Origin of the sequence: Microbacterium sp. P26, assembly GCF_023712585.1 — a bacterium.
GTDB lineage: Bacteria > Actinomycetota > Actinomycetes > Actinomycetales > Microbacteriaceae > Microbacterium > Microbacterium algihabitans_A.
On the sequence record NZ_JAMAXZ010000007.1, the window covers coordinates 1 to 18,514 of the forward strand.

Consider the following 18,514-nt stretch of genomic DNA (forward strand, 5'->3'; position numbering starts at 1 on the left):
TCTATCCAAAAGGCACCGATTTCAATACCGTCACCGACGACGACCTCGCCGAAACCCAACGGCTCCTCAACATCCGCCCACGCGAAACCCTCAAGTTCCGCAGCCCACATGCCATGCTGACCGAACTAATCAACGGTGTTGCGCTAGCCACCTGAGACCACCAGAACCTGGGCGACAAGAACTGACCCCTCACGCGAAAAGACGCGGGGGATGGGGAGGAGGGACCGCCCCGACGGACGTGGAGGATCAGGCGAACAGGCGCTGGAGGCGCTGGATGCCCTCGAGCAGCTGGTCGTCGCCCAGGGCGTACGACAAGCGCAGGTATCCGCTCGGGCCGAAGGCCTCGCCGGGAACCACGGCGACCTCGGCCTGCTCGAGGATGAGGTCGGCGAGCTCGAGCGAGGTGGTGGGCGTGACGCCGCCCCAGGTGCGGTTCAGCAGGCCCTGCACGTCGGGGTAGACGTAGAACGCGCCGAGCGGGTTGGGCACCTCGACGCCGTCGATCTTCGACAGCTCCGACACGATCAGCTGACGGCGGCGGTCGAAGGCGAGGCGGAACTGCTCGGCCTCGTCCTGCGGGCCGTTGAGCGCCGCGGCGGCGGCGAGCTGCGCGACGTTGTTGACGTTGCTCGACAGGTGCGACTGCAGGTTGCCGGCGAGCTTCATGGCATCCGCCGGTCCGACCATCCAGCCCACGCGCCACCCGGTCATGGCGTAGGTCTTGGCCACGCCGTTGACCAGGATGGTCTGTCCGGCGAGCTCGGGCACGGCCTCGACGATCGAGACGGCGCGGACACCCTCGTAGGTGAGGTTCTGGTAGATCTCGTCGGTGATGACCCAGATGCCGTGCTCGAGGGCCCAGCGGCCGATCTCGGCGGTCTCTTCGGGCGTGTAGACCGAGCCGGTGGGGTTCGACGGCGAGACGAACACCAGCACCGTGGTCTTGTCGGTGCGCGCGGCCTCGAGCTGGGCGACCGTGACCTTGTAGTCCTGGTCGGCGCCGGCGAACACCTCGACAGGCGTGCCGTCGGCGAGGGCGATGGCCTCGGGGTAGGTCGTCCAGTACGGGGCGGGCAGCAGCACCTCGTCGCCGGGGTTCACCACCGTCTGGAACGCCTGGTACACCGACTGCTTGCCGCCGTTGGTCACGATGACCTGCGAGGGCGCGACCTCGAGGCCGGAGTCGCGGAGGGTCTTCGCGGCGATCGCCTCGCGCAGCACGGGAAGACCCGCGGCGGGGGTGTAGCGGTAGTTCTTCGGGTCGTGCAGCGCCTTCGCTGCAGCATCGACGATGAACGAGGGCGTGGCGAAGTCGGGCTCGCCGGCCGCGTACGAGATGACCGGTCGGCCGGCGGCCTGGAGGGCCTTGGCCTTGGCGTCGACCTTGAGGGTCGCGGACTCGGCGATGGCGGACAGCTTGCGGGAGAGCGGGGCGCGGGAAGTCACGGTTCCGAGCCTACTGTTCGCGCCCGCCCGAGCCGAGGGCCGTGACGACTCCGAAACACGGCTCCACTAGCGTGGCCGGGTGACCGCCGCTCCCGCCTCTCCCGTGCGCTCTCGCCGCGGGGGATTGGCAACGCTCCTCCGCCTCGGTATCGCCACCCTCATCACCGGTGTGGTCACGGGCCTCGCGGTGCTCCTGCTCGTCTGGATCGTGCACAGCCTCGAGCACCTCGTATGGGGGCACCAAGAGGGTCCGTTCCTCGACGGTCTGGCGTACCCGTCGGTGTGGTGGCTGCCCATCGTCACCGTCGGCGGCGCCGGTGTGGTCGCCGCCGTCGGGTGGTATCTGCTGCGCCGCTTCGGCCGCACGCTCGCCACGGTCGAGCAGGGGGTGGACGGGGCCCGGATGCCGTGGTGGGAGACCCTCGCCGACACCGTCATCCAGGTGGGATCGGTCGCCATGGGCGCGTCGATCGGCAAGGAGGTCGCCCCGCGCGAGCTGTCGGCCATGGCGAGCTCGAAGATCGTGCGGTGGTTCCGCCTGGATGCCCGGTGGAGCCGCATCTTGATCGCGTCGGCCGCGGGCGCGGGTCTCGCGGCGGTTTACAACGTCCCGCTGGCCGGTGCGCTGTTCGCCGTCGAGATCCTGCTCGCGCAGTTCAGCGTGGGTGCGGCCGTGGTCGCCCTGACCGTCAGCGCCGTCGCGACGCTCGTCGCGCGCCCTCTCGTCGGCGACGGCTCGCTGTATTCGGTGGGATCTCTCGAGGTGAACGCCTCGCTGATCGTCGCGGCGGTGCTCATCGGCCCCCTCATGGGATGGGGTGCCACGAGCTTCGCGACGATCACCAAGAAGCTGTCGCGCTTCCGCCCTCAGGGCTGGAAGCTGCTGGTCGTCCTGCCCCTGACCTTCACCGCGGTCGGCGCGCTCGGCGCCGCGTTCCCCCTCATCCTCGGCAACGGCCGCGCGCTGGCGACCGCCGGTTTCGACCTCTCGCAGCCGGCCCTGCTGCTCATCGCTCTCGCCGTGCTGAAGTACGTCGCGACGACCGTGTCGCTCGGTTCAGGCGCGATCGGCGGGACGCTGCAGCCGTCGGTCGCGATCGGTGCCGCGCTCGGTGCGGCCGCCGCGGCCGGTTGGGCATTCGTGTGGCCCGGTGCCGACGGCACGGCGCTCGCGATCGTCGCGGCATCCGCGTTCCTCGCCTCGAACATGCGCGCCCCCTTCACCGCGATCGCGCTCATCATCGAGTTCACGAACACCGGGTTCACGCTGCTGCTGCCGATCTTCCTCGCCGTGGCCGGGTCGCTCGTGGCCTCCAAGCTCACCTCGCGCGAGAGCCTGCGCCCGTTCGCGCCGATGGATCCCGCACGACCGTAGCGCCGACGGCCCCTAGGCTCGACGGGTGATCGAGTGGATCTTGGCCGAGTGGATGCAGATCCTGGGGTTCGCGACGGGCGCCGCGTGCGTGGTGCTCGCCGCGCGGCGCAACGTCTGGACCTATCCGATCGGCATCGCCAACAACGTCGTCTTCCTCGCGGTGTTCGTCCCCGCGGGCCTCTACGCCTCGGCCGCGCTGCAGGTGGTCTACCTCGTGCTCGGCGTGCACGGGTGGGTCCGGTGGACTCGTGGCGTCGAGCACGACCGCGGATACGTGGCCCGTACGCCACGTCGAGCGGTGCCCTGGTTGATCGCCGTGGCGATCGTCGGCACCGCCGTGCTGACGTGGGTGCTGGCGACGTTCACCGACTCCCAGGTGGCGGTGGCGGATGCCGCGACCACCTCGGCCAGCCTCGTCGCCCAGTACATGCTCAACCGCAAGTGGATCGAGAACTGGGGCGTGTGGATCGCGGTCGACGTCGCGTTCGTCGGCCTGTCGATCGCGACCGGCCTGTGGATCATCGCCGCGCTCTACGCCCTGTTCGTCGTGCTGTGCATCGGCGGGTGGCGGGGATGGACCCGTGTCCTGCGCGAGAGTCCCGCCGCCGCGCCCGCGGACGCGCGTGTCTGAGCGGCGGTTCCGCCACGGCGTGGTGGTCGGCAAGTTCTACCCCTTCCACGCCGGGCACGCTCATCTGATCCGCTCGGCGGCGCGGGCCTGCGACCGCGTCACGGTCGAGGTGATCGCGGCATCCGTCGAGAACATCCCGCTCGAGCGGAGGGTCGCGTGGATCCGCGAGGGGCACCCGAGCGTGCGCGTGGTCGACCTCGTCGACGACACCCCCGTCGACTTCGCCTCCGCGACCGCGTGGGACGCGCACACCGCGACCATCGCGGGACTGCTCGACGAGCCCGCCGACGTGGTGTTCACCTCCGACGACTACGGCGCGGAGCTCGCGCGGCGCCTGAAGGCCGAGTGGGTGCAGGTCGACCCCGGTCGCGTGATCAACCCCGTCTCGGGCACCGCGATCCGCGCGGATCTCGCGGCGCACTGGTCGGAGCTGTCGCCCGCCACACGGGCCGACCTCGCCGCGCGCATCGTCGTGCTGGGCGCCGAGTCGACGGGGTCGACCACCCTGGCCGAGGCGCTCGCCGCGGAGCTCGGCACGCTGTGGGTGCCGGAGTACGGACGCGAGCTCAGCGAGACGCGCGAGGGCGGGCTCGACGCCCCCTGGCGCAGCGACGAGTTCGACCTCGTCGTCGATCGGCAGATCGCCTGGGAGAACGAGGCGCTGCGGCGGGTCCCCATCCCGGTGCTCGTGTGCGACACCGACGTGCTGGCGACGGCCCTCTGGCACGAGCGGTACGTCGGGTTCGTCGCCGATCGACTGCACGCCCGCGCCGCCGCCCATCCGCCGGCGCTGTACGTGCTGACCGGTGATGAGATTCCCTTCGTACAGGACGGCATGCGCGACGGTGAGCACATCCGCGCCGACATGCAGGAGCGTTTCCGCGAGGTGCTCGCCGCGCAGTCCGTGCCCTGGCTCGAGGTGCGCGGGTCGGTCGCCGAACGGCTCGCCCAGGCCCTGCCCGCCGTCCGCGCCGCGGTGGCGCGGGCGACGTCGTTCACCGCTCCGCTGGAGGGTCGGCCGCTCGCCGAGCAGGAGGAACTCCGCCGCCGGGCCGGCCGTTAGGCTGGCGCGATGGTCGACCGCTGGCACAAGCTCTCCGAGTCACCCACGACATCGAACGCCGCGGACGGGGTCGCCCCGCTCACCGCGGCCGACCTCTTCCGCGAGGCACCCGCCCCGGCCGCGCCGCCGCTCGATGAGAAGCTCCGGCAGACGTACTACTGGATCGTCAATCGCGCAGTGATCTCGCCGTACTACGACGTGGAGTTCTCGTCGGGGCGGCCGCTCACCTTCGAGCTGGGCGATGCCGGTGCCGAGCTCACCCTGCCGAACGAACCGTCGTACTCCTCGAACGTGCTGCTGCCGCTGCTCAGCTTCGCGGTCGGCGGCAAGTGCCTGCTCATCGGCGGCCCGGGCCGCGGCAAGACCACGGTGGCGGTGCTCATGGGAGTGCTCGCCGGGTCGACGCCCGAGGAGGTGCGCCGCGGCGTGCAGCAGGGGCAGCCGCAGCTGTCGATCAGCGACCTCGTCGGCATCCCGCTGCCGCGAGACCTGATGAACGCGTCGAGCCTGGCCGAGATCGGCATCGCGTGGCGCGAGTGGTTGTCGCGTCCGGTCAAGATCGTCGACGAGTACAACCGCATCCCCACCAAGACCCAGTCGGCTCTGCTGACGATGGTGGCCGAGGGCTACGTCGAGAGCCACGATCAGATGCGTCGCACGGCCCCGGACTCGGGCGTGGAGAGCTGGTTCTTCACCGCCAACGACGACGCGGGCGGGGGCACCTTCCCCGTCATCCAGGCGCTGCGCGACCGCATGGATGTCACCGTGCCCGCCGCGGGCTTCAACAGCCGCTTCCTCGACGAGCTCGTCGCCCGGGTCGAAGCGGGCGAGAAGCCCGAGGAGCACGTGCCCGCCGAGCTCGTGTTCGCCCCCGACGAGCAGTCGGCGATGCGCGCGGCGATCCGTGCCGTGCCCGTTCCGGCCGAGGTGCGGCGGCGACTGGAGTTCTTCCTCGGCCACTTCGAGTTCGTGCAGGGCGGCGGACGCCGGTTCGAGTACCGCACGAAAGACACGGTGACCACGGCGGGCGGCCGGGTCGCCGAGGCGATCGAAGCGAACTCCGGCGCCGACCTCATGACGGATCCGGGCGCGCAGACCCTCAACGGCCTGTCGGTGCGGGCGCTGCAGACCCTCATCGTCTACGCCAAGGCCGTCGCCTGGTTCCGGGGCCGTGACGCCGTGTCGGTCGCCGACGTGGGTGCGATGCTGCCGTTCGTGCTGCGCGGCAAGCTGCTGCCCAACCCCACGCATCCGCGCTTCGACGTGGGCGCCGAGCGCGAGCTGAGCACCGACGTGATGAGCTGGCTCGCCGACCTGTTCGCGGAGTCGTGCCGGCAGTTCGACGCCCTCGGTCGCGGGACCGACGATCCCGTCGGCGATCTGCTCGCGCAGCTCGACGCGGGCCTCGACGGCGTCGGGTCGGTGGAGGCCGGTCGGCGCCTCACCGAGATCGAGGCTCGCCTGCGCACCGTCGCGGGAACCGGCAAGCTCTATGGGCGCGACTTCGACGACCTCATGGCGCTCAAGTACCTGCACCAGCGCTACACGGCCTACCTGCGCTGGCTCGAGGGGCGTTCGTGATCCGACGCCCGGGCCACCTCGCCGATCGCACCCCGCCGGTGGGCACTCCGGTGCCGGTCGAGGGGCTCGACCTGGCGCTGGCGGGGCGCAACGTCGAGGCGGCGGGCGGCTCGGCCGAGCGGTTCGCGGTGTCGTTCGCCGCGGGACACGCGGCCGGCGGGGGCTTCGACCCCATCGCCCTCGCGGGTATCGCGGGCTGGCGAGCCGGCGCGCTCGGGCTGCGCGACGACGCCCTGCGCAGCATCGAGCGGGCGCGGTCATCCGGCGAAGGCGCAGCCGCGGCGGCCGCCCTGGGGATGGATGCCGCCGACCTCGGCGCCTTCGTCGACCGGCAGCGCACCGACCGGTACTGGTGGCCCGGCCGCCGCGAGGCCAACGGCTACGTCTGCGCGGTCGGGGGGTTCCGTGGCCTCGGCGGGGCGTGGACGGCGCCTCCGGCCGACGGTCGACCGCTCGACGCCGACGGCGCGTTCGCCGTGCGCACCGGGGAGCGGTGGTGGCGCATCGACGCCGACGCGTGGGGGTCGCGCCTGAGTCCGCTCGACGACGAGCCCGTGCCGGGCGCCGCGGGTGCGGCATCCGTCCTCACCTTCGCCGACTCGTACCTGGCGTGGATCCATGTCGCGGAGCCCGCGTGAGCACGACGACCGCGCCGGTCGGCAGTGACCTGGAGGCGTGGGAGGCGGCGCAGCGGCTGTGGGGCGTGCGGCTGCACGAGGCCCGCATGGCTCCCGGCGCGGGGGAGGAGCAGGGCGCTCCCGCGTGGTTCACCTTTCCGCCGGTGGTCACGGTCGATCCGGTCATGGTCGCGCGGCTCGGGGGAGCCGACGAGATGGAGAGCGTGTTCGCGCACGAACTGGGGCACCACGTGCTCGCCCCCAGCACGCGCCTGGACGCCCTGAAGATCCGGCATCAGATGGCCCGGGCGCTGCAGGCCGCGGGTGCTCCCGCCCTGCGCGACGAGGATCTCGCGCTGATGTCGAACCTGTGGACCGACCTGCTCGTCAACACGCGCGTCGCCATCCTGCAGCGACGGCGCGACGGCGCGGGCGAGCCCGGCATCGTGCGGTTGTCGCGGGAGCTGTACCGCGCGTCGCGCTCGTCGGCGAGCCCGCTGTGGTGGGTCTACCTGCGCACGTACGAGCTGATGTGGAACCTGCCCGGCGGAACCCTCTGCGACCCCGAGCCGCCGGAGCCCGACCGACGCCCGCCGAAGCAGAAGCAGGACCTGCCGTGGACGCGCATCGCCGCGGAGCATCGCGCCGCCGAGAAGGCGCTACGGCAGGCGCGGAAGGCCGCCGAGCGCGTGTCCGACGAACTCGCCGAGGCGACGGTCACGCGTCCCGCCCTCGACGCCGACGTGCTCGCCTCGCTCGTGCGCACCTTCGCGGGCGACGCCGTGGCCGGAGCTCTGCGCTTCGGCGTCGTGGTCGCGCCCTACCTCATCGATCCGCGCACCGACGGCGCGGGCTCGCTCCCCGGCGGCACCTGCGCCGCCGACACCGCCGCCCCGACCCCCTCGGAGCTCGGTCGGGTGCTGTCGGACCGGCGATTGAGCGGCGCCGTCCCCTCCTCCGCGGGGGCCGCGGCCGCGTCGGCGGCGAAGGGCTCGTCCACCGGTCAGGCCCTCGGGATCGCGCAGACCCTCGAGCTGTACGCCGACGCCGACCCGGCCGCCGTGATCGCGGCCTGGTACCGCGCCGAGGCGACGCGGTGGGTGCGTCCGTTCACCCAGCGGTTGCCGCGCGCGGTCTCGGCCGACCTTCCGGGACCGTTCGAGAGCTGGGAGACCGGTGACGACCTCGCCGACCTCGACTGGCCCGCGACGTTGCAGGCGGGCGGGGTGGTCGTCCCGGGGGTGACGACCCTGCGGCGCTCGTACCTGGCCGATGACCCGCCGCCGGTGTCGTCGAGCATCGATCTCGACCTCTACATCGACAGCTCGGGCTCGATGCCGCAGCCGCAGACAGGCTCGCCCGCCGTGCTCGCGGGCACGATCCTCGCGCTGTCGGTGCTGCGCGGAGGGGGACGGGTCCGCGTGACCAGCTTCTCGGGGCCCGGCCAGGTCGCCGGCCACGAGGAGTACTCCCGCGACCCCGCCCGCACGATCGCCGACCTCGCCCACTTCTTCGCCGGTGGCACGACCTTCCCCCTCGACCTGCTCGACGAGAGGTACGCCGGACGGGGAACTCCGGATGCCGCGCACCGCCGTCACCTCGTCGTGCTCTCCGACGACGGGCTGACCTCGCTCTTCGGCGACGGCGACCCCGCCCGGGCCGATGTCGCGCCCCGGGTGCGCGAGACGCTGAGCACGGCGACCCTCGTCGTGCTCGATCGACAGCACCGGGTCGCGGAGCCGGCGCTGCGGGCGGGATACGACGTGATGTACATCGAACGGATGGATGACGCACCCGCGGTGTGCGCCCGACTGGCGGAGGTGCTCGGTGGCTGAGGCGGACGATCTGCTCAGCGCGTGGTCGGCGATCGCGCCGCCCGAAGACACGGCGTGGGCGAGCGCCCGGCCCGGCCCCGGGGTCGACGAGATCGCGGCGCGCCTGTCGAGCGTGCCGCGCCCGTTCCTCGACGACGACGTCTCGCTGCGTGCGCTCGCCGGTGACGTGCTGGGCCGCCCCCTGGCATCCGTCGATCACGCCGACCACGAGCGGGTGCGCACGGGCGCGGCGATCGGTCTGTGGGTGGTGGCGAGCGAAGACCTCGTGCAGCCGTTCGTCCCGTCACTGGCGGGCGGCGACGTGACGCGCGCCATCGACGCCCTCGCCCTGCGCCTCGCGCCCGTGGTCGATCCGCGCGACTGGCTCGCCGACGCCGAGCGGCGGGAAGAGGCGGCGCGCACCTTCCTGCTGTGGGCGGGCTTCCTGCCGGCCGGCGAAGACCGCGAGACCGCACGCGCCCTCCTCGACGCGCGCGACTCGCTGCGCCGAAACGCCGCGCTCGCCGAGGCCTACGCCGCGTACCGCCACCGCGAGGAGATCGCCCGCCGCCTCGCCGAAGCGCGAGCCCGGGAAGCCGCGGCGAGGTACTCGAGTGAGTGACGACGACCCGCTCGCCCTCGGCGAGTACCGGCCGGGGTCGGCGGCGGTGCTGACGGATGCCGAGCGGTGGCCGACCCTCGACGCCGACGGCGCCGCGCGGCTGCAGCGCTGGCGCACGCACCCCGCCGCCCCCGCGTGGGTGCACGCCACGGGGGACCGCCTTTCGGCCGAGGCCGTCGACCGCGCGCGCACGCCGCTGCCGGTCGACGGGTGGCTCGACGCGCACCTCGACACCGCGCGGCGACTTCCGTTCTATCGAGGCATGACCGGGCTGCGGACCCTCGACGATTTCCCGCTGATCGGGCGCGCCGATCTCGTCGCCGACGTCTCGGCATTCGTCCCCCTCGACGCCGACCTCGACCGCATGCTGCACGGCACGAGCTCGGGGTCGACGGGGGCAGCGCTGGTCATCCCCGACGACGTCGAGGAGGTGGCGCGCGGCTTCCACCTGCTCGTCCGCCTCGTCCGCGAGGCGGAAGTGGACTGGGAGCCGGATGCCGAGCGGCTCGCGCTCATGTGGGTGCTGCAGCAGCGCCAGGCCTTCACGTACGTATCGATCATCAGCGGCTTCGCCCAGCGCGCCATGGCGCGGGTCAACCTCGATCGGGGCGCCTGGCGGGCGGCATCCGATCGCTCGACGTTCGTGCGTGACGCTGATCCGCAGGTGATCTCGGGCAACCCCACGAGTCTGTCCGAACTGCTGACCCCCGAGCTGCGGGCCGTCGTGCGCCCGCTCGCCCTGTTCTCGGGGGCGATGGCCCTGTCGGCGCCGCTGCGGGCCGCGCTCGAGGCCGCCTTCTCGTGTCCCGTGTTCGACGTGTACGGCCTGCACGAGACCCGGCCGATCGCGGTGCGCACCGACGACGGACCGTTCCGCGTGCTCGACCGGCGCGTTCACGTGGAGGTGCTCGACGCCGCGGGCGAGCCGGTGTCCGACGGCGCGATGGGCGAGATCACGGTGACCGCGGGCGAGAACCCCCTGCTGCCCCTCGTGCGGTACCGCACCGGCGACTTCGGCCGGCTCGTCGACCTCCCCGGCGGAGGCGTCGGCATCGCCGACCTCGAGGGGCGCGAGCACACCGACTTCGTCAGCGCCGCGGGGGCGCGCGTGCCATCGGTCGACCTCACGCAGCAGCTGCAGAGCCACGGCGCGCACGGCTGGACGGTGGAGCAGAGAGCGGACGGCGGCCTCGAGGTGACGATCGCGGGCGGCGACGGGGCGGCGATCGCAGCGGCGCTGCGGGCCCTGCTCGATCAGCCCGTTCAGCTCGAGCGCGTCGAACGTCTCGCCGACCTCGGCGAGGGCAAGCCCCGACGCTTCCGGTCCGCCGCGCGCTGACGAATGCCGGAGAGGCGGGGCCCGTGGCCCTCGCCCCTCCGGCATGCGGTGATCAGTCCAGGTACCTCGCGTACGCCGGCAGGGTGAGGAACGCGGGGAACTCCTCGCGCAGCGCCACCTCGCGGAACACCGCGGCGGCGTCGTCGAAGCGGTCGCCCGCGAACCGGGGAGCGTCGGCGAGCACCTCGGCCATCAGTTCCTCCACGAAGCCGCGGGTGATCGCGATGCCCTCGGCCGTGGAGTGGTCCTGGTGGATCCACTGCCAGATCTGCGAGCGCGAGATCTCCGCGGTCGCGGCGTCTTCCATGAGGTCGTCGATCGCGACGGCGCCCAGGCCCCGCAACCACGCCTCGATGTAACGGATCGCCACCGAGACGTTGCCCCGCACACCCGCGGTGGTCACCGGCAGACCGATGCGCACGTCGAGCAGGTCGGCGGGGTCGACCGCCACCTCGTCGCGGGTGCGCCCGAGCTGGTTCGGCTCGTCGCCGAGCACCGCGTCGAATTCGGCGCGCGCCACCGGGATGAGGTCGGGATGGGCCACCCACGTGCCGTCGAAGCCGTCGCCGGCCTCGCGCCGCTTGTCGGCGGCCACCTTCTCGAACGCGGCCTCGGTGACCTCGGGGCGCCGACGGTTGGGGATGAACGCGCTCATGCCGCCGATCGCGTAGGCGCCGCGCTTGTGGCACGTCTGCACGAGCAGTTCGGTGTAGGCCCGCATGAACGGCACGGTCATCGTGACCTCGCTGCGGTCGGGGAGCACGAAGCGGGCGCCCCGGCCGCGGTAGGTCTTGATGATCGAGAAGATGTAGTCCCACCGTCCGGCGTTGAGCCCGGCGCAGTGGTCGCGCAGGGCGAAGAGGATCTCCTCCATCTCGAACGCCGCGGGCAGCGTCTCGATCAGCACGGTCGCGCGGATCGTGCCGTGTGCCAGGCCCAGGCGCTCCTCGGTGAACGAGAACACGTCGTCCCAGAGCCGTGCCTCTTCGGCCGACTCGATCTTCGGCAGGTAGAAGTACGGCCCCCGGCCCGCCGCGATCAGCGCGTGCGCGTTGTGGAACACGTACAGCCCGTAGTCGACGAGAGACCCGGATGCCGGGAGCTCCCGCCCCGCGCGATCGATGAAGCTCACGTGCTTCTCGGGCAGGTGCCAGCCGCGCGGGCGCATCACGATCGTGGGCGTGCGCTCGGCGGTGACCTCGTAGCGCTTGCCCTCGGGGCTCGTGAACGACAGCTGCCCGCGGATCGCGTCGAACAGCGACAGCTGCCCGCCGATGACGTTGCTCCAGGTGGGGCTCGTGGCGTCCTCTTGGTCGGCGAGCCACACCCGCGCGCCGGAGTTCAGCGCGTTGATCGTCATCTTCGGGTCGGTGGGACCGGTGATCTCGACGCGGCGGTCCTCCAGCCCCGGGCCGGCGCCCGCCACGCGCCACGACGGGTCGTCACGGATGTGCGCGGTGTCGGCGCGGAAGTGCGGGTCGTCGCCCGTGCCGATCTCGAACCGGCGGCGCAGGCGTGCGGCGAGCCGGTCGTGTCGGCGTCGGGCGAAGCGGTCGTGCAGCTCGGTGACGAAAGCGAGGGCCGCAGGGGTGAGGATCTCGCCCTCGCGCCCGTGCAGGGGCCGCTCGAGGCGCAGGTGCGGGGCGGATGCCGGGGTGCTCGGCATCCGGTGCCCTTCGGCGTTCGCGCGGGTCGTCGTGGTCGGCGGGGTCGCGGCGGTGGGCGGGGGAGAGGTGTCGATGAGGGTCATGATCGTGGCTTTCTGTGGCGCGTCCGCTTCTCGGACCATGTCCCGAAAGTGGCGGCCTGGGGGTGGCCCAAGCAGCCGAAAGGGGGACATGTTCTGCGAGAAGTGGGACGAGGGGTGGGAGGGGGCCCGCGGCGCGGGGTGCGCGCCGGGTCGGGCATCTCGGACCATGTCCCGAAAGTGGCGGCCTGGGGGTGGCCCAGGCAGCCAAAAGTGGGACATGCACAGCGAGAAGTGGGACGAGGGGGTGGGGCGGGAGCGGGCGAGGGTCAGTGGAACTGCGCGGTCTCGGTGGAGCCGGCCAGGGCGAGCGTGGCGCTGTCGGGGTTGAGCGCGGTCGAGACGACGTCGAAGTAGCCGGTGCCTGCTTCGCGCTGGTGGCGCGTGGCGGTGTAGCCGTTCGCTTCGGCGGCGAACTCGGCCTCCTGCAGCTCGACGTACGCGCTCATGGCGCGCTCGGCGTAACCGCGGGCGAGGTCGAACATCGAGTGGTTCACGGCGTGGAAGCCGGCCAGCGTGATGAACTGGAAGGCGTAGCCGAGGGCGGCCAGGTCGGCCTGGAACGTGGCGATCTGGTCGTCGTCGAGGTGGCGCTTCCAGTTGAAGCTCGGCGAGCAGTTGTAGGCGAGCTTCTTGCCCGGGTAGCGGGCGTGGATCGCCTCGGCGAAGCGGCGCGCGAGCTCGATGTCGGGCTCGCCCGTCTCGACCCAGATGAGGTCGGCGTAGGGCGCGAAGGCGAGTCCGCGGGCGATGACCGCGTCGAGGCCCGGGCGCACGCGGTAGAAGCCTTCGCTCGTGCGCTCGCCGGTGAGGAACTCCGCGTCGCGCGGATCGACGTCGCTGGTCAGCAGGTCGGCGGCCAGGGCGTCGGTGCGGGCGATGATGACGGTCGGCACCCCCGCGACGTCGGCGGCCAGGCGCGCGGCGTTGAGGGTGCGGATGTGCTGCTGGATCGGCACCAGCACTTTGCCGCCGAGGTGACCGCACTTCTTCTCGCTCGCGAGCTGGTCTTCCCAGTGGATGCCGGCGGCTCCGGCCGAAATCAGCGACTGGGCCAGTTCGTAGGCGTTGAGCGGACCGCCGAACCCGGCCTCGGCGTCGGCGACGATCGGGGCGAGCCAGTCCTGGGTGATCTCGCCCTCGGCGCGCTCGATCTGGTCCTGCCGCAGCAGCGCGTTGTTGATGCGGCGCACGACCGCGGGCACGCTGTTGGCGGGGTAGAGGCTCTGGTCGGGGTAGGTCTGTCCCGCGAGGTTGCCGTCGGCGGCGACCTGCCAGCCCGAGAGGTAGATGGCCTTCAGTCCCGCGCGCACCTGCTGCACGGCCTGCCCGCCGGTGTAGGCGCCGAGGGCACGGACGTACTCCTCGGTGTGGATGAGGTTCCAGAGGTTCTCGGCCCCGCGACGGGCGAGGGTCGACTCCTCACGGACGCTGCCGCGGAGACGGACGACGTCGTCGGCCGAGTACGTGCGCTCGATGCCGTCCCAGCGGGGGTCGTTCTCCCACGCGGCGCGGATCTCGTCGGCGGTCTCGGTCTGATCGCCGGGGCGCAGGGGCTGCTGGGCGGGGGTGGCCTGGATCGTCATGAGCGTTCTCCTTCGGATGCCGGGGCTGCGGTGCCCCGTGGACACCACTGTCGGCGAAGAACAAGCCCCTCCGAGAGGATTCCTCGTGTGAAGATCGCGCGATCTTCTGTTCCGGTGAGAACATGACGTATGGACACCGGCGTCTCCACCTCTTCGGCATCCCTCCCGTTCGACGATGACGAGGTGGACACCCTCACCATCGGCCGTCGCATCCGCCAGCTGCGCACCGCGCGCGGCCTCACGCTCGACGAGCTCGCCGCGGCGGTCGGTCGCGCGCCCAGCCAGATGTCGATGATCGAGAACGGTCGGCGCGAGCCGAAGCTCACCCTGCTGCAGGCGATCGCGCGGACGCTGAAGTGCAAGCTCGAGCAGATCCTCGACGCCGAGCCCCTCGACGCGCGCGCCGCGCTCGAGATCTCGGTCGAGCGCGCGATGCGCGGGCAGACCTTCCAGGCGCTCGGCATCGAGCCGTTCCGCGTCGGCCGATCGGTCCCCGACGAGGTGCTCTCGGCCATGCTCGCGCTGCAGGGAGAGATCGAGCGCCTCCGCGAGGAGCGCTCCGCGACCCCCGAAGAGGCGCGCCGGGCCAACGTGGCGCTGCGCCGGCTCATGCGCACGCAGGACAACCATTTCCCCGACCTCGAGCGCACGGCATCCGGGATCTTGACCGCGATCGAGCACCCCGGCGGTCCCCTCACCCAGCGCGGGGCGAGCGACATCGCCGCCCACCTCGGCTTCACGCTGCACTACGTGCCCGACCTGCCCTCGTCGACGCGGAGCATCGCCGACGTGAAGAACGGCCGACTGTACCTGTCGACGAAGGTCGCGAAGGGCGACCCCCGTGCGGCGGTGCTGCAGGCGCTGTCGAGCCGCATGCTCGGCCACGGCGAGCCGACGAGCTACGACGAGTTCCTTCGCCAGCGCGTCGAGACGAACTACCTCACCGGGGCCCTGCTCATGCCCGAGGCGCACGTCGTTCCGGCTCTGCGTGAGGCGAAGGAGCGGCGCACGATCAGCATCGAAGACCTGCGCGACGCCTACTCGGTGTCGTACGAGACGGCCGCGCACCGCTTCACGAACCTGGCGACCGTGCACCTCGGCATCCCGGTGCACTTCTTGAAGGTGCACGAGTCGGGCACCATCACGAAGGCCTACGAGAACGACGACGTGAACTTCCCCACCGATCGCCTCGGGTCGATCGAGGGACAGATGTGCTGCCGGCGCTGGACGAGCCGCGTGGTCTTCGACGAGGACGACCGGTTCAACCCGTATTACCAGTACACCGACACGGGTAACGGAACCTACTGGTGCACCGCGCGCGTGGAGCAGTCGAGCGAGGGCGCGCACTCGGTGAGCGTGGGGGTGCGCTTCGACGACACGCGGTGGTTCCGCGGCCGCGACACCCCCAATCGTGGGGTGTCCCGGCACGCCGTCGAGACGTGTTGCCGCCGGGCGCCCGCCTCGTTGGAGAACGCGTGGCGCGGTCAGGCCTGGCCCAACGTGCGCACGCCCCGCACCCTGCTGGCGACCCTGCCGACTGGGGCGTTCCCGGGCGTGGACACGACCGAGATGTACGAGTTCCTCGAGGCGCACGCCCCGCGCGGGTAAGGGGGCTACCCGCCCCGCCCTACTCGGCCAGCCGGAGCGCCGCCCACAGCTCGGCGCGCGCGCCGAACGACGACAGGTCGCGATCGAGCACGCGCTCGGCCTGGGCGACGCGGGCGCGCACGGTGTGACGGTGGATGCCGAGGGCCTGAGCGGTCGCCTCGTGCGAGCAGTCGTGGGCGAGCCAGGCGTCCAGGGTCTCGAGCAGCGCCGAGCCCTGCGCCTCGTCGTAGGTGCGCAACGGAACCAGTGCGCCGGCGGCGACGGCGCGCGCGGCCTCGGAGCCGAGGGCGGCGAGAAGTCCCGCTCGCGCCGTGTCGGCGAAGTCGGCGACGCCGGGCGTGGCCAGCCGGTCGCGCGCGGTGCGGGCCTGGGTCAGGGCGGCCGAGAAGGCGTCGTAGCCGGTGGGCGCCGAGCAGCCGACGACGATCTCGAACCGGTCGGCGACCTCGGCCAGCGTGTCGCGCGCGCCGGCGGGCACGACGATGACGAGGCCGTCGTCGCCGCGGCCGAAGAACACCTCGCCGCGGCGCTCCTGTGCGCGCAGCTCGAGCCACTCGGCGAGGGCGGTGGAGCGGGCGGATGCCGCGGGCGTCACCGCCACCACGACCGGCGCGGTCGGGAGCGGGCCGAACAGGTCGCGGCCCGCGCGTCGGGCCAGCGTGGGATCGTCGGTCGCGAGCGACTGCACGAGCCCGGCGCGGAAGGTGCCGATGGCCCGACCGAGTCCGTCCTGCTGCTCGAGGGCGAGGGCGGCCATCGCGACCACGGCGGTGACGACGCTGCGCGCCTCGTGGTCGAGGTCGTCGGCCGCGAGCGCGAGCACGCCGCGGAGGTGCCCGCCGCGGCCCAGGGTCTGCAGGGTCACCGAGGTGTCGCTCGGGCGCACGGTGGACGCGGCGCGCGTTCCCCGGCGGAGCATCGTGGTGACCTCGGCGGCGACGACGTCGAGGGCGGGGGAGGCGAGTCGCCCCGGAGGGTGCTCGGTGCTCAGGGTGCCGGCCGCGTCGAACAGTCCGACCCAGCAGTCCAGCTGCCGCGAGAGTTCGGCGAGGGTCGCCGACAGGCCGTCGGGGCGGAGGGCCGCGAGCGAGACCGCGCGCTGGGCCGACAGCGACCAGCTGCGCCGGGCGTACGACTCGGCGGCGATGGCCTCGGCGCCGGCGCGAGCCACCGCGATGAAGGGGGTGCGGTAGGGCACCTCGAACAGCGGCATCCCGCCGGCCAGGCACGCCGCCGACAGTCCCGCCGGAATGCCCTCGCGCACGACCTCGGTGCCGAAGCCCAGTCCGCGCACCCCGCGCGCGAGCAGGCGTCCGACGTAGGCGTCGTAGTCGGCGGGGGCGGCGTCGGCGAACTGGGTGCCCGTGGTCAGCAGCACGAGTCCCTCGCTGAGGAACGGCGTGGGATCGGCGAGGTCGCTGGAGTGCACCCACCGCACGGCCCGGTCGATGCTGCCGGCGGGCAGCTCGGCTTCGTCGACGACCAGGCGCAGGCGCAGGTCGGTACGGGCGAGCAGGGCGCGCAGGCTCGGCGGGGCGACGGCGCTGTCGGCCATGGATTCTCCTGTACGAGACGTATATGAGGGCGCATGCGACTGTACAGGCAGGAGAGTGCGGGCCGTGTGGCGGCGTCCGTAGCATCGCCGCCATGAGCCTCGACACCCTTCCCCTCGTCGGCGGTCCGACCCTTCCGCAGGAGCGCCGCCTCGTCACCGCCATCCCCGGCCCGCGCTCGCAGGAGCTCCTCGAGCGCAAGGCCGCCGCCGTGGCATCCGGAGTCGGCCACACCGTGCCGATCCAGGCCGTCGCAGCCGGCGGGGGAGTCGTCGTCGACGCCGACGGCAACTCGCTCATCGACCTCGGCTCGGGCATCGCCGTCACGAGCGTCGGCAACGCCCACCCCGCGGTCGTGAAGGCCGTGCAGGATCAGGTGGCCGCGTTCACCCACACGTGCTTCATGATCTCGCCGTACGACTCGTACGTCTCCGTCGCCGAGGCGCTGAACCGCCTCACCCCCGGTGACCACGCGAAGAAGAGCGCGCTGTTCAACTCCGGCGCCGAGGCGGTCGAGAATGCCGTCAAGATCGCCCGCAAGTTCACCGGTCGTCAGGCGGTCGTCGCGTTCGACCACGCGTACCACGGCCGCACCAACCTCACGATGGCGCTGACGGCGAAGAACATGCCGTACAAGAGCGGCTTCGGCCCCTTCGCCGCCGAGGTCTACCGCGCTCCGCTGTCGTACCCGTTCCGCGACGGGCTTTCGGGACCGGATGCCGCGGCCAAGGCCATCTCGCTGATCGAGAAGCAGGTCGGCGCCGAGAACCTCGCCGCGGTCATCATCGAGCCGATCCAGGGCGAGGGCGGGTTCATCGTCCCCGCCGACGGCTTCCTCAACGCGATCGTCGACTGGTGCCGCGACAACGACGTGGTCTTCATCGCCGACGAGGTGCAGTCGGGCTTCGCCCGCACCGGTGCGATGTTCGCCAGCGAGCACTTCGGCATCGTCCCCGACCTCGTCACCACGGCCAAGGGCATCGCCGGCGGTCTGCCACTGGCGGCGGTCACGGGCCGCGCCGAGATCATGGATGCCACGCACACCGGCGGACTCGGCGGCACCTACGGCGGAAACCCCATCGCCTGCGCCGCCGCCCTGGCCTCGATCGACGCCTTCGAGAACGAAGGGTTCGTCGAGCGCGCCCGCGAGATCGGCGAGGTGCTGCTCGGTCGCCTCCGCGAGATGCAGCAGAACGACCCGCGCATCGGCGACGTGCGCGGCCACGGCGCGATGATCGCGGCCGAGTTCGTCGACCCCGCCACCGGCGCCCCCGACGCCGCCCTCACCTCGGCGGTGGCCAAGGCCGCGATCGCCGAAGGCGTGATCGTGCTCACCTGCGGCACGTACGGCAACGTCATCCGGTTCCTGCCCCCGCTGTCGATCGGCGACGACCTGCTCACCGAGGGCCTCGACGTCGTCGCCGCGGCCCTCGCGCGCAGCTGACAGGCGTCCCGACGGCGGCGGAAGACCCGAGAGCCCGCCGCCGTCGGGGCCACACTTTCCGACTTCGAACGACAAACCTAAGGACGCT

At 72.3% G+C, this 18,514-nt stretch carries 14 protein-coding genes; 10 read left to right on the forward strand and 4 right to left on the reverse strand.

What is annotated here, in order from left to right; genetic code table 11:
• Positions 1–246: 246 nt before the first annotated feature.
• Positions 247–1,446 (reverse strand): pyridoxal phosphate-dependent aminotransferase, encoded by a 1,200-nt coding sequence (locus M3667_RS13145; protein ID WP_251508629.1) that lies wholly within the window; start codon positions 1,444–1,446, stop codon positions 247–249.
• 79 nt (positions 1,447–1,525) lie between these two features.
• Here M3667_RS13145 and M3667_RS13150 point away from each other — a divergent pair, with 79 nt between their 5' ends.
• The 8 genes from M3667_RS13150 to M3667_RS13185 are packed head-to-tail and all read left to right on the forward strand — an operon-like array spanning position 1,526 to position 10,488.
• Positions 1,526–2,821, forward strand: coding sequence for a chloride channel protein (locus M3667_RS13150; RefSeq protein WP_251508630.1), 1,296 nt, complete (start codon positions 1,526–1,528; stop codon positions 2,819–2,821).
• Positions 2,822–2,846: 25 nt separating this feature from the next.
• Positions 2,847–3,452 (forward strand): nicotinamide riboside transporter PnuC, encoded by a 606-nt coding sequence (gene pnuC / locus M3667_RS13155; protein WP_251508631.1) that lies wholly within the window; start codon positions 2,847–2,849, stop codon positions 3,450–3,452.
• A complete protein-coding gene (locus M3667_RS17060) occupies positions 3,445–4,515 on the forward strand; it encodes an AAA family ATPase (protein ID WP_251508634.1) in 1,071 nt (356 codons plus the stop codon). Before pnuC ends, M3667_RS17060 begins: the two co-directional genes overlap by 8 nt.
• Before the next feature lie 9 nt (positions 4,516–4,524).
• Positions 4,525–6,096 (forward strand): MoxR family ATPase, encoded by a 1,572-nt coding sequence (locus tag M3667_RS13165; RefSeq protein ID WP_251508636.1) that lies wholly within the window; start codon positions 4,525–4,527, stop codon positions 6,094–6,096.
• The gene (locus tag M3667_RS13170; RefSeq protein WP_251508638.1) at positions 6,093–6,734 is read left to right on the forward strand and encodes a potassium transporter Kef; all 642 of its coding nucleotides are present in this window, start codon (positions 6,093–6,095) and stop codon (positions 6,732–6,734) included. The genes M3667_RS13165 and M3667_RS13170 overlap by 4 nt, the downstream gene beginning before the upstream one ends.
• Complete coding sequence (locus M3667_RS13175) at positions 6,731–8,548, forward strand: VWA domain-containing protein (protein WP_251508639.1); 1,818 nt, start codon at positions 6,731–6,733, stop codon at positions 8,546–8,548. Before M3667_RS13170 ends, M3667_RS13175 begins: the two co-directional genes overlap by 4 nt.
• A complete protein-coding gene (locus M3667_RS13180) occupies positions 8,541–9,149 on the forward strand; it encodes a phosphohydrolase (RefSeq protein WP_251508641.1) in 609 nt (202 codons plus the stop codon). Before M3667_RS13175 ends, M3667_RS13180 begins: the two co-directional genes overlap by 8 nt.
• Positions 9,142–10,488 carry an AMP-binding protein gene (locus tag M3667_RS13185; RefSeq protein WP_251508644.1) on the forward strand — a complete coding sequence of 449 codons (1,347 nt, stop codon included), beginning with the start codon at positions 9,142–9,144 and terminating at the stop codon, positions 10,486–10,488. Before M3667_RS13180 ends, M3667_RS13185 begins: the two co-directional genes overlap by 8 nt.
• A 52-nt stretch (positions 10,489–10,540) precedes the next feature.
• On the opposite strand, the gene aceB is transcribed toward M3667_RS13185, so the two are convergent.
• The gene (gene aceB, locus M3667_RS13190; protein ID WP_251508646.1) at positions 10,541–12,238 is read right to left on the reverse strand and encodes a malate synthase A; all 1,698 of its coding nucleotides are present in this window, start codon (positions 12,236–12,238) and stop codon (positions 10,541–10,543) included.
• 266 nt (positions 12,239–12,504) lie between these two features.
• Positions 12,505–13,821, reverse strand: a complete 1,317-nt coding sequence (gene aceA / locus M3667_RS13195; RefSeq protein ID WP_251508647.1) for an isocitrate lyase — start codon at positions 13,819–13,821, stop codon at positions 12,505–12,507.
• A 129-nt stretch (positions 13,822–13,950) separates the two neighbouring features.
• Here aceA and M3667_RS13200 point away from each other — a divergent pair, with 129 nt between their 5' ends.
• The gene (locus M3667_RS13200; RefSeq protein WP_251508648.1) at positions 13,951–15,429 is read left to right on the forward strand and encodes an XRE family transcriptional regulator; all 1,479 of its coding nucleotides are present in this window, start codon (positions 13,951–13,953) and stop codon (positions 15,427–15,429) included.
• A gap of 19 nt (positions 15,430–15,448) precedes the next feature.
• Here the strand turns inward: M3667_RS13200 and M3667_RS13205 are convergent, their stop codons facing one another.
• On the reverse strand, positions 15,449–16,984 hold the full coding sequence (locus M3667_RS13205; protein ID WP_251508650.1) for a PucR family transcriptional regulator: 1,536 nt from the start codon (positions 16,982–16,984) through the stop codon (positions 15,449–15,451).
• Between the two features lie 92 nt (positions 16,985–17,076).
• Here M3667_RS13205 and gabT point away from each other — a divergent pair, with 92 nt between their 5' ends.
• Positions 17,077–18,426 (forward strand): 4-aminobutyrate--2-oxoglutarate transaminase, encoded by a 1,350-nt coding sequence (gene gabT / locus M3667_RS13210; RefSeq protein WP_251508652.1) that lies wholly within the window; start codon positions 17,077–17,079, stop codon positions 18,424–18,426.
• Positions 18,427–18,514 lie beyond the last annotated feature (88 nt).

Excerpts from the sequence above, each read along its gene's own strand:
- aceB (WP_251508646.1), bottom strand. The coding sequence starts at position 12,238 with ATGACCCTCATCGACACCTCTCCCCCGCCCACCGCCGCGACCCCGCCG.
- M3667_RS13200 (WP_251508648.1), top strand. The coding sequence starts at position 13,951 with ATGGACACCGGCGTCTCCACCTCTTCGGCATCCCTCCCGTTCGACGAT.
- M3667_RS13205 (WP_251508650.1), bottom strand. The coding sequence starts at position 16,984 with ATGGCCGACAGCGCCGTCGCCCCGCCGAGCCTGCGCGCCCTGCTCGCC.
- aceA (WP_251508647.1), bottom strand. The coding sequence starts at position 13,821 with ATGACGATCCAGGCCACCCCCGCCCAGCAGCCCCTGCGCCCCGGCGAT.
- M3667_RS13165 (WP_251508636.1), top strand. The coding sequence starts at position 4,525 with ATGGTCGACCGCTGGCACAAGCTCTCCGAGTCACCCACGACATCGAAC.
- gabT (WP_251508652.1), top strand. The coding sequence starts at position 17,077 with ATGAGCCTCGACACCCTTCCCCTCGTCGGCGGTCCGACCCTTCCGCAG.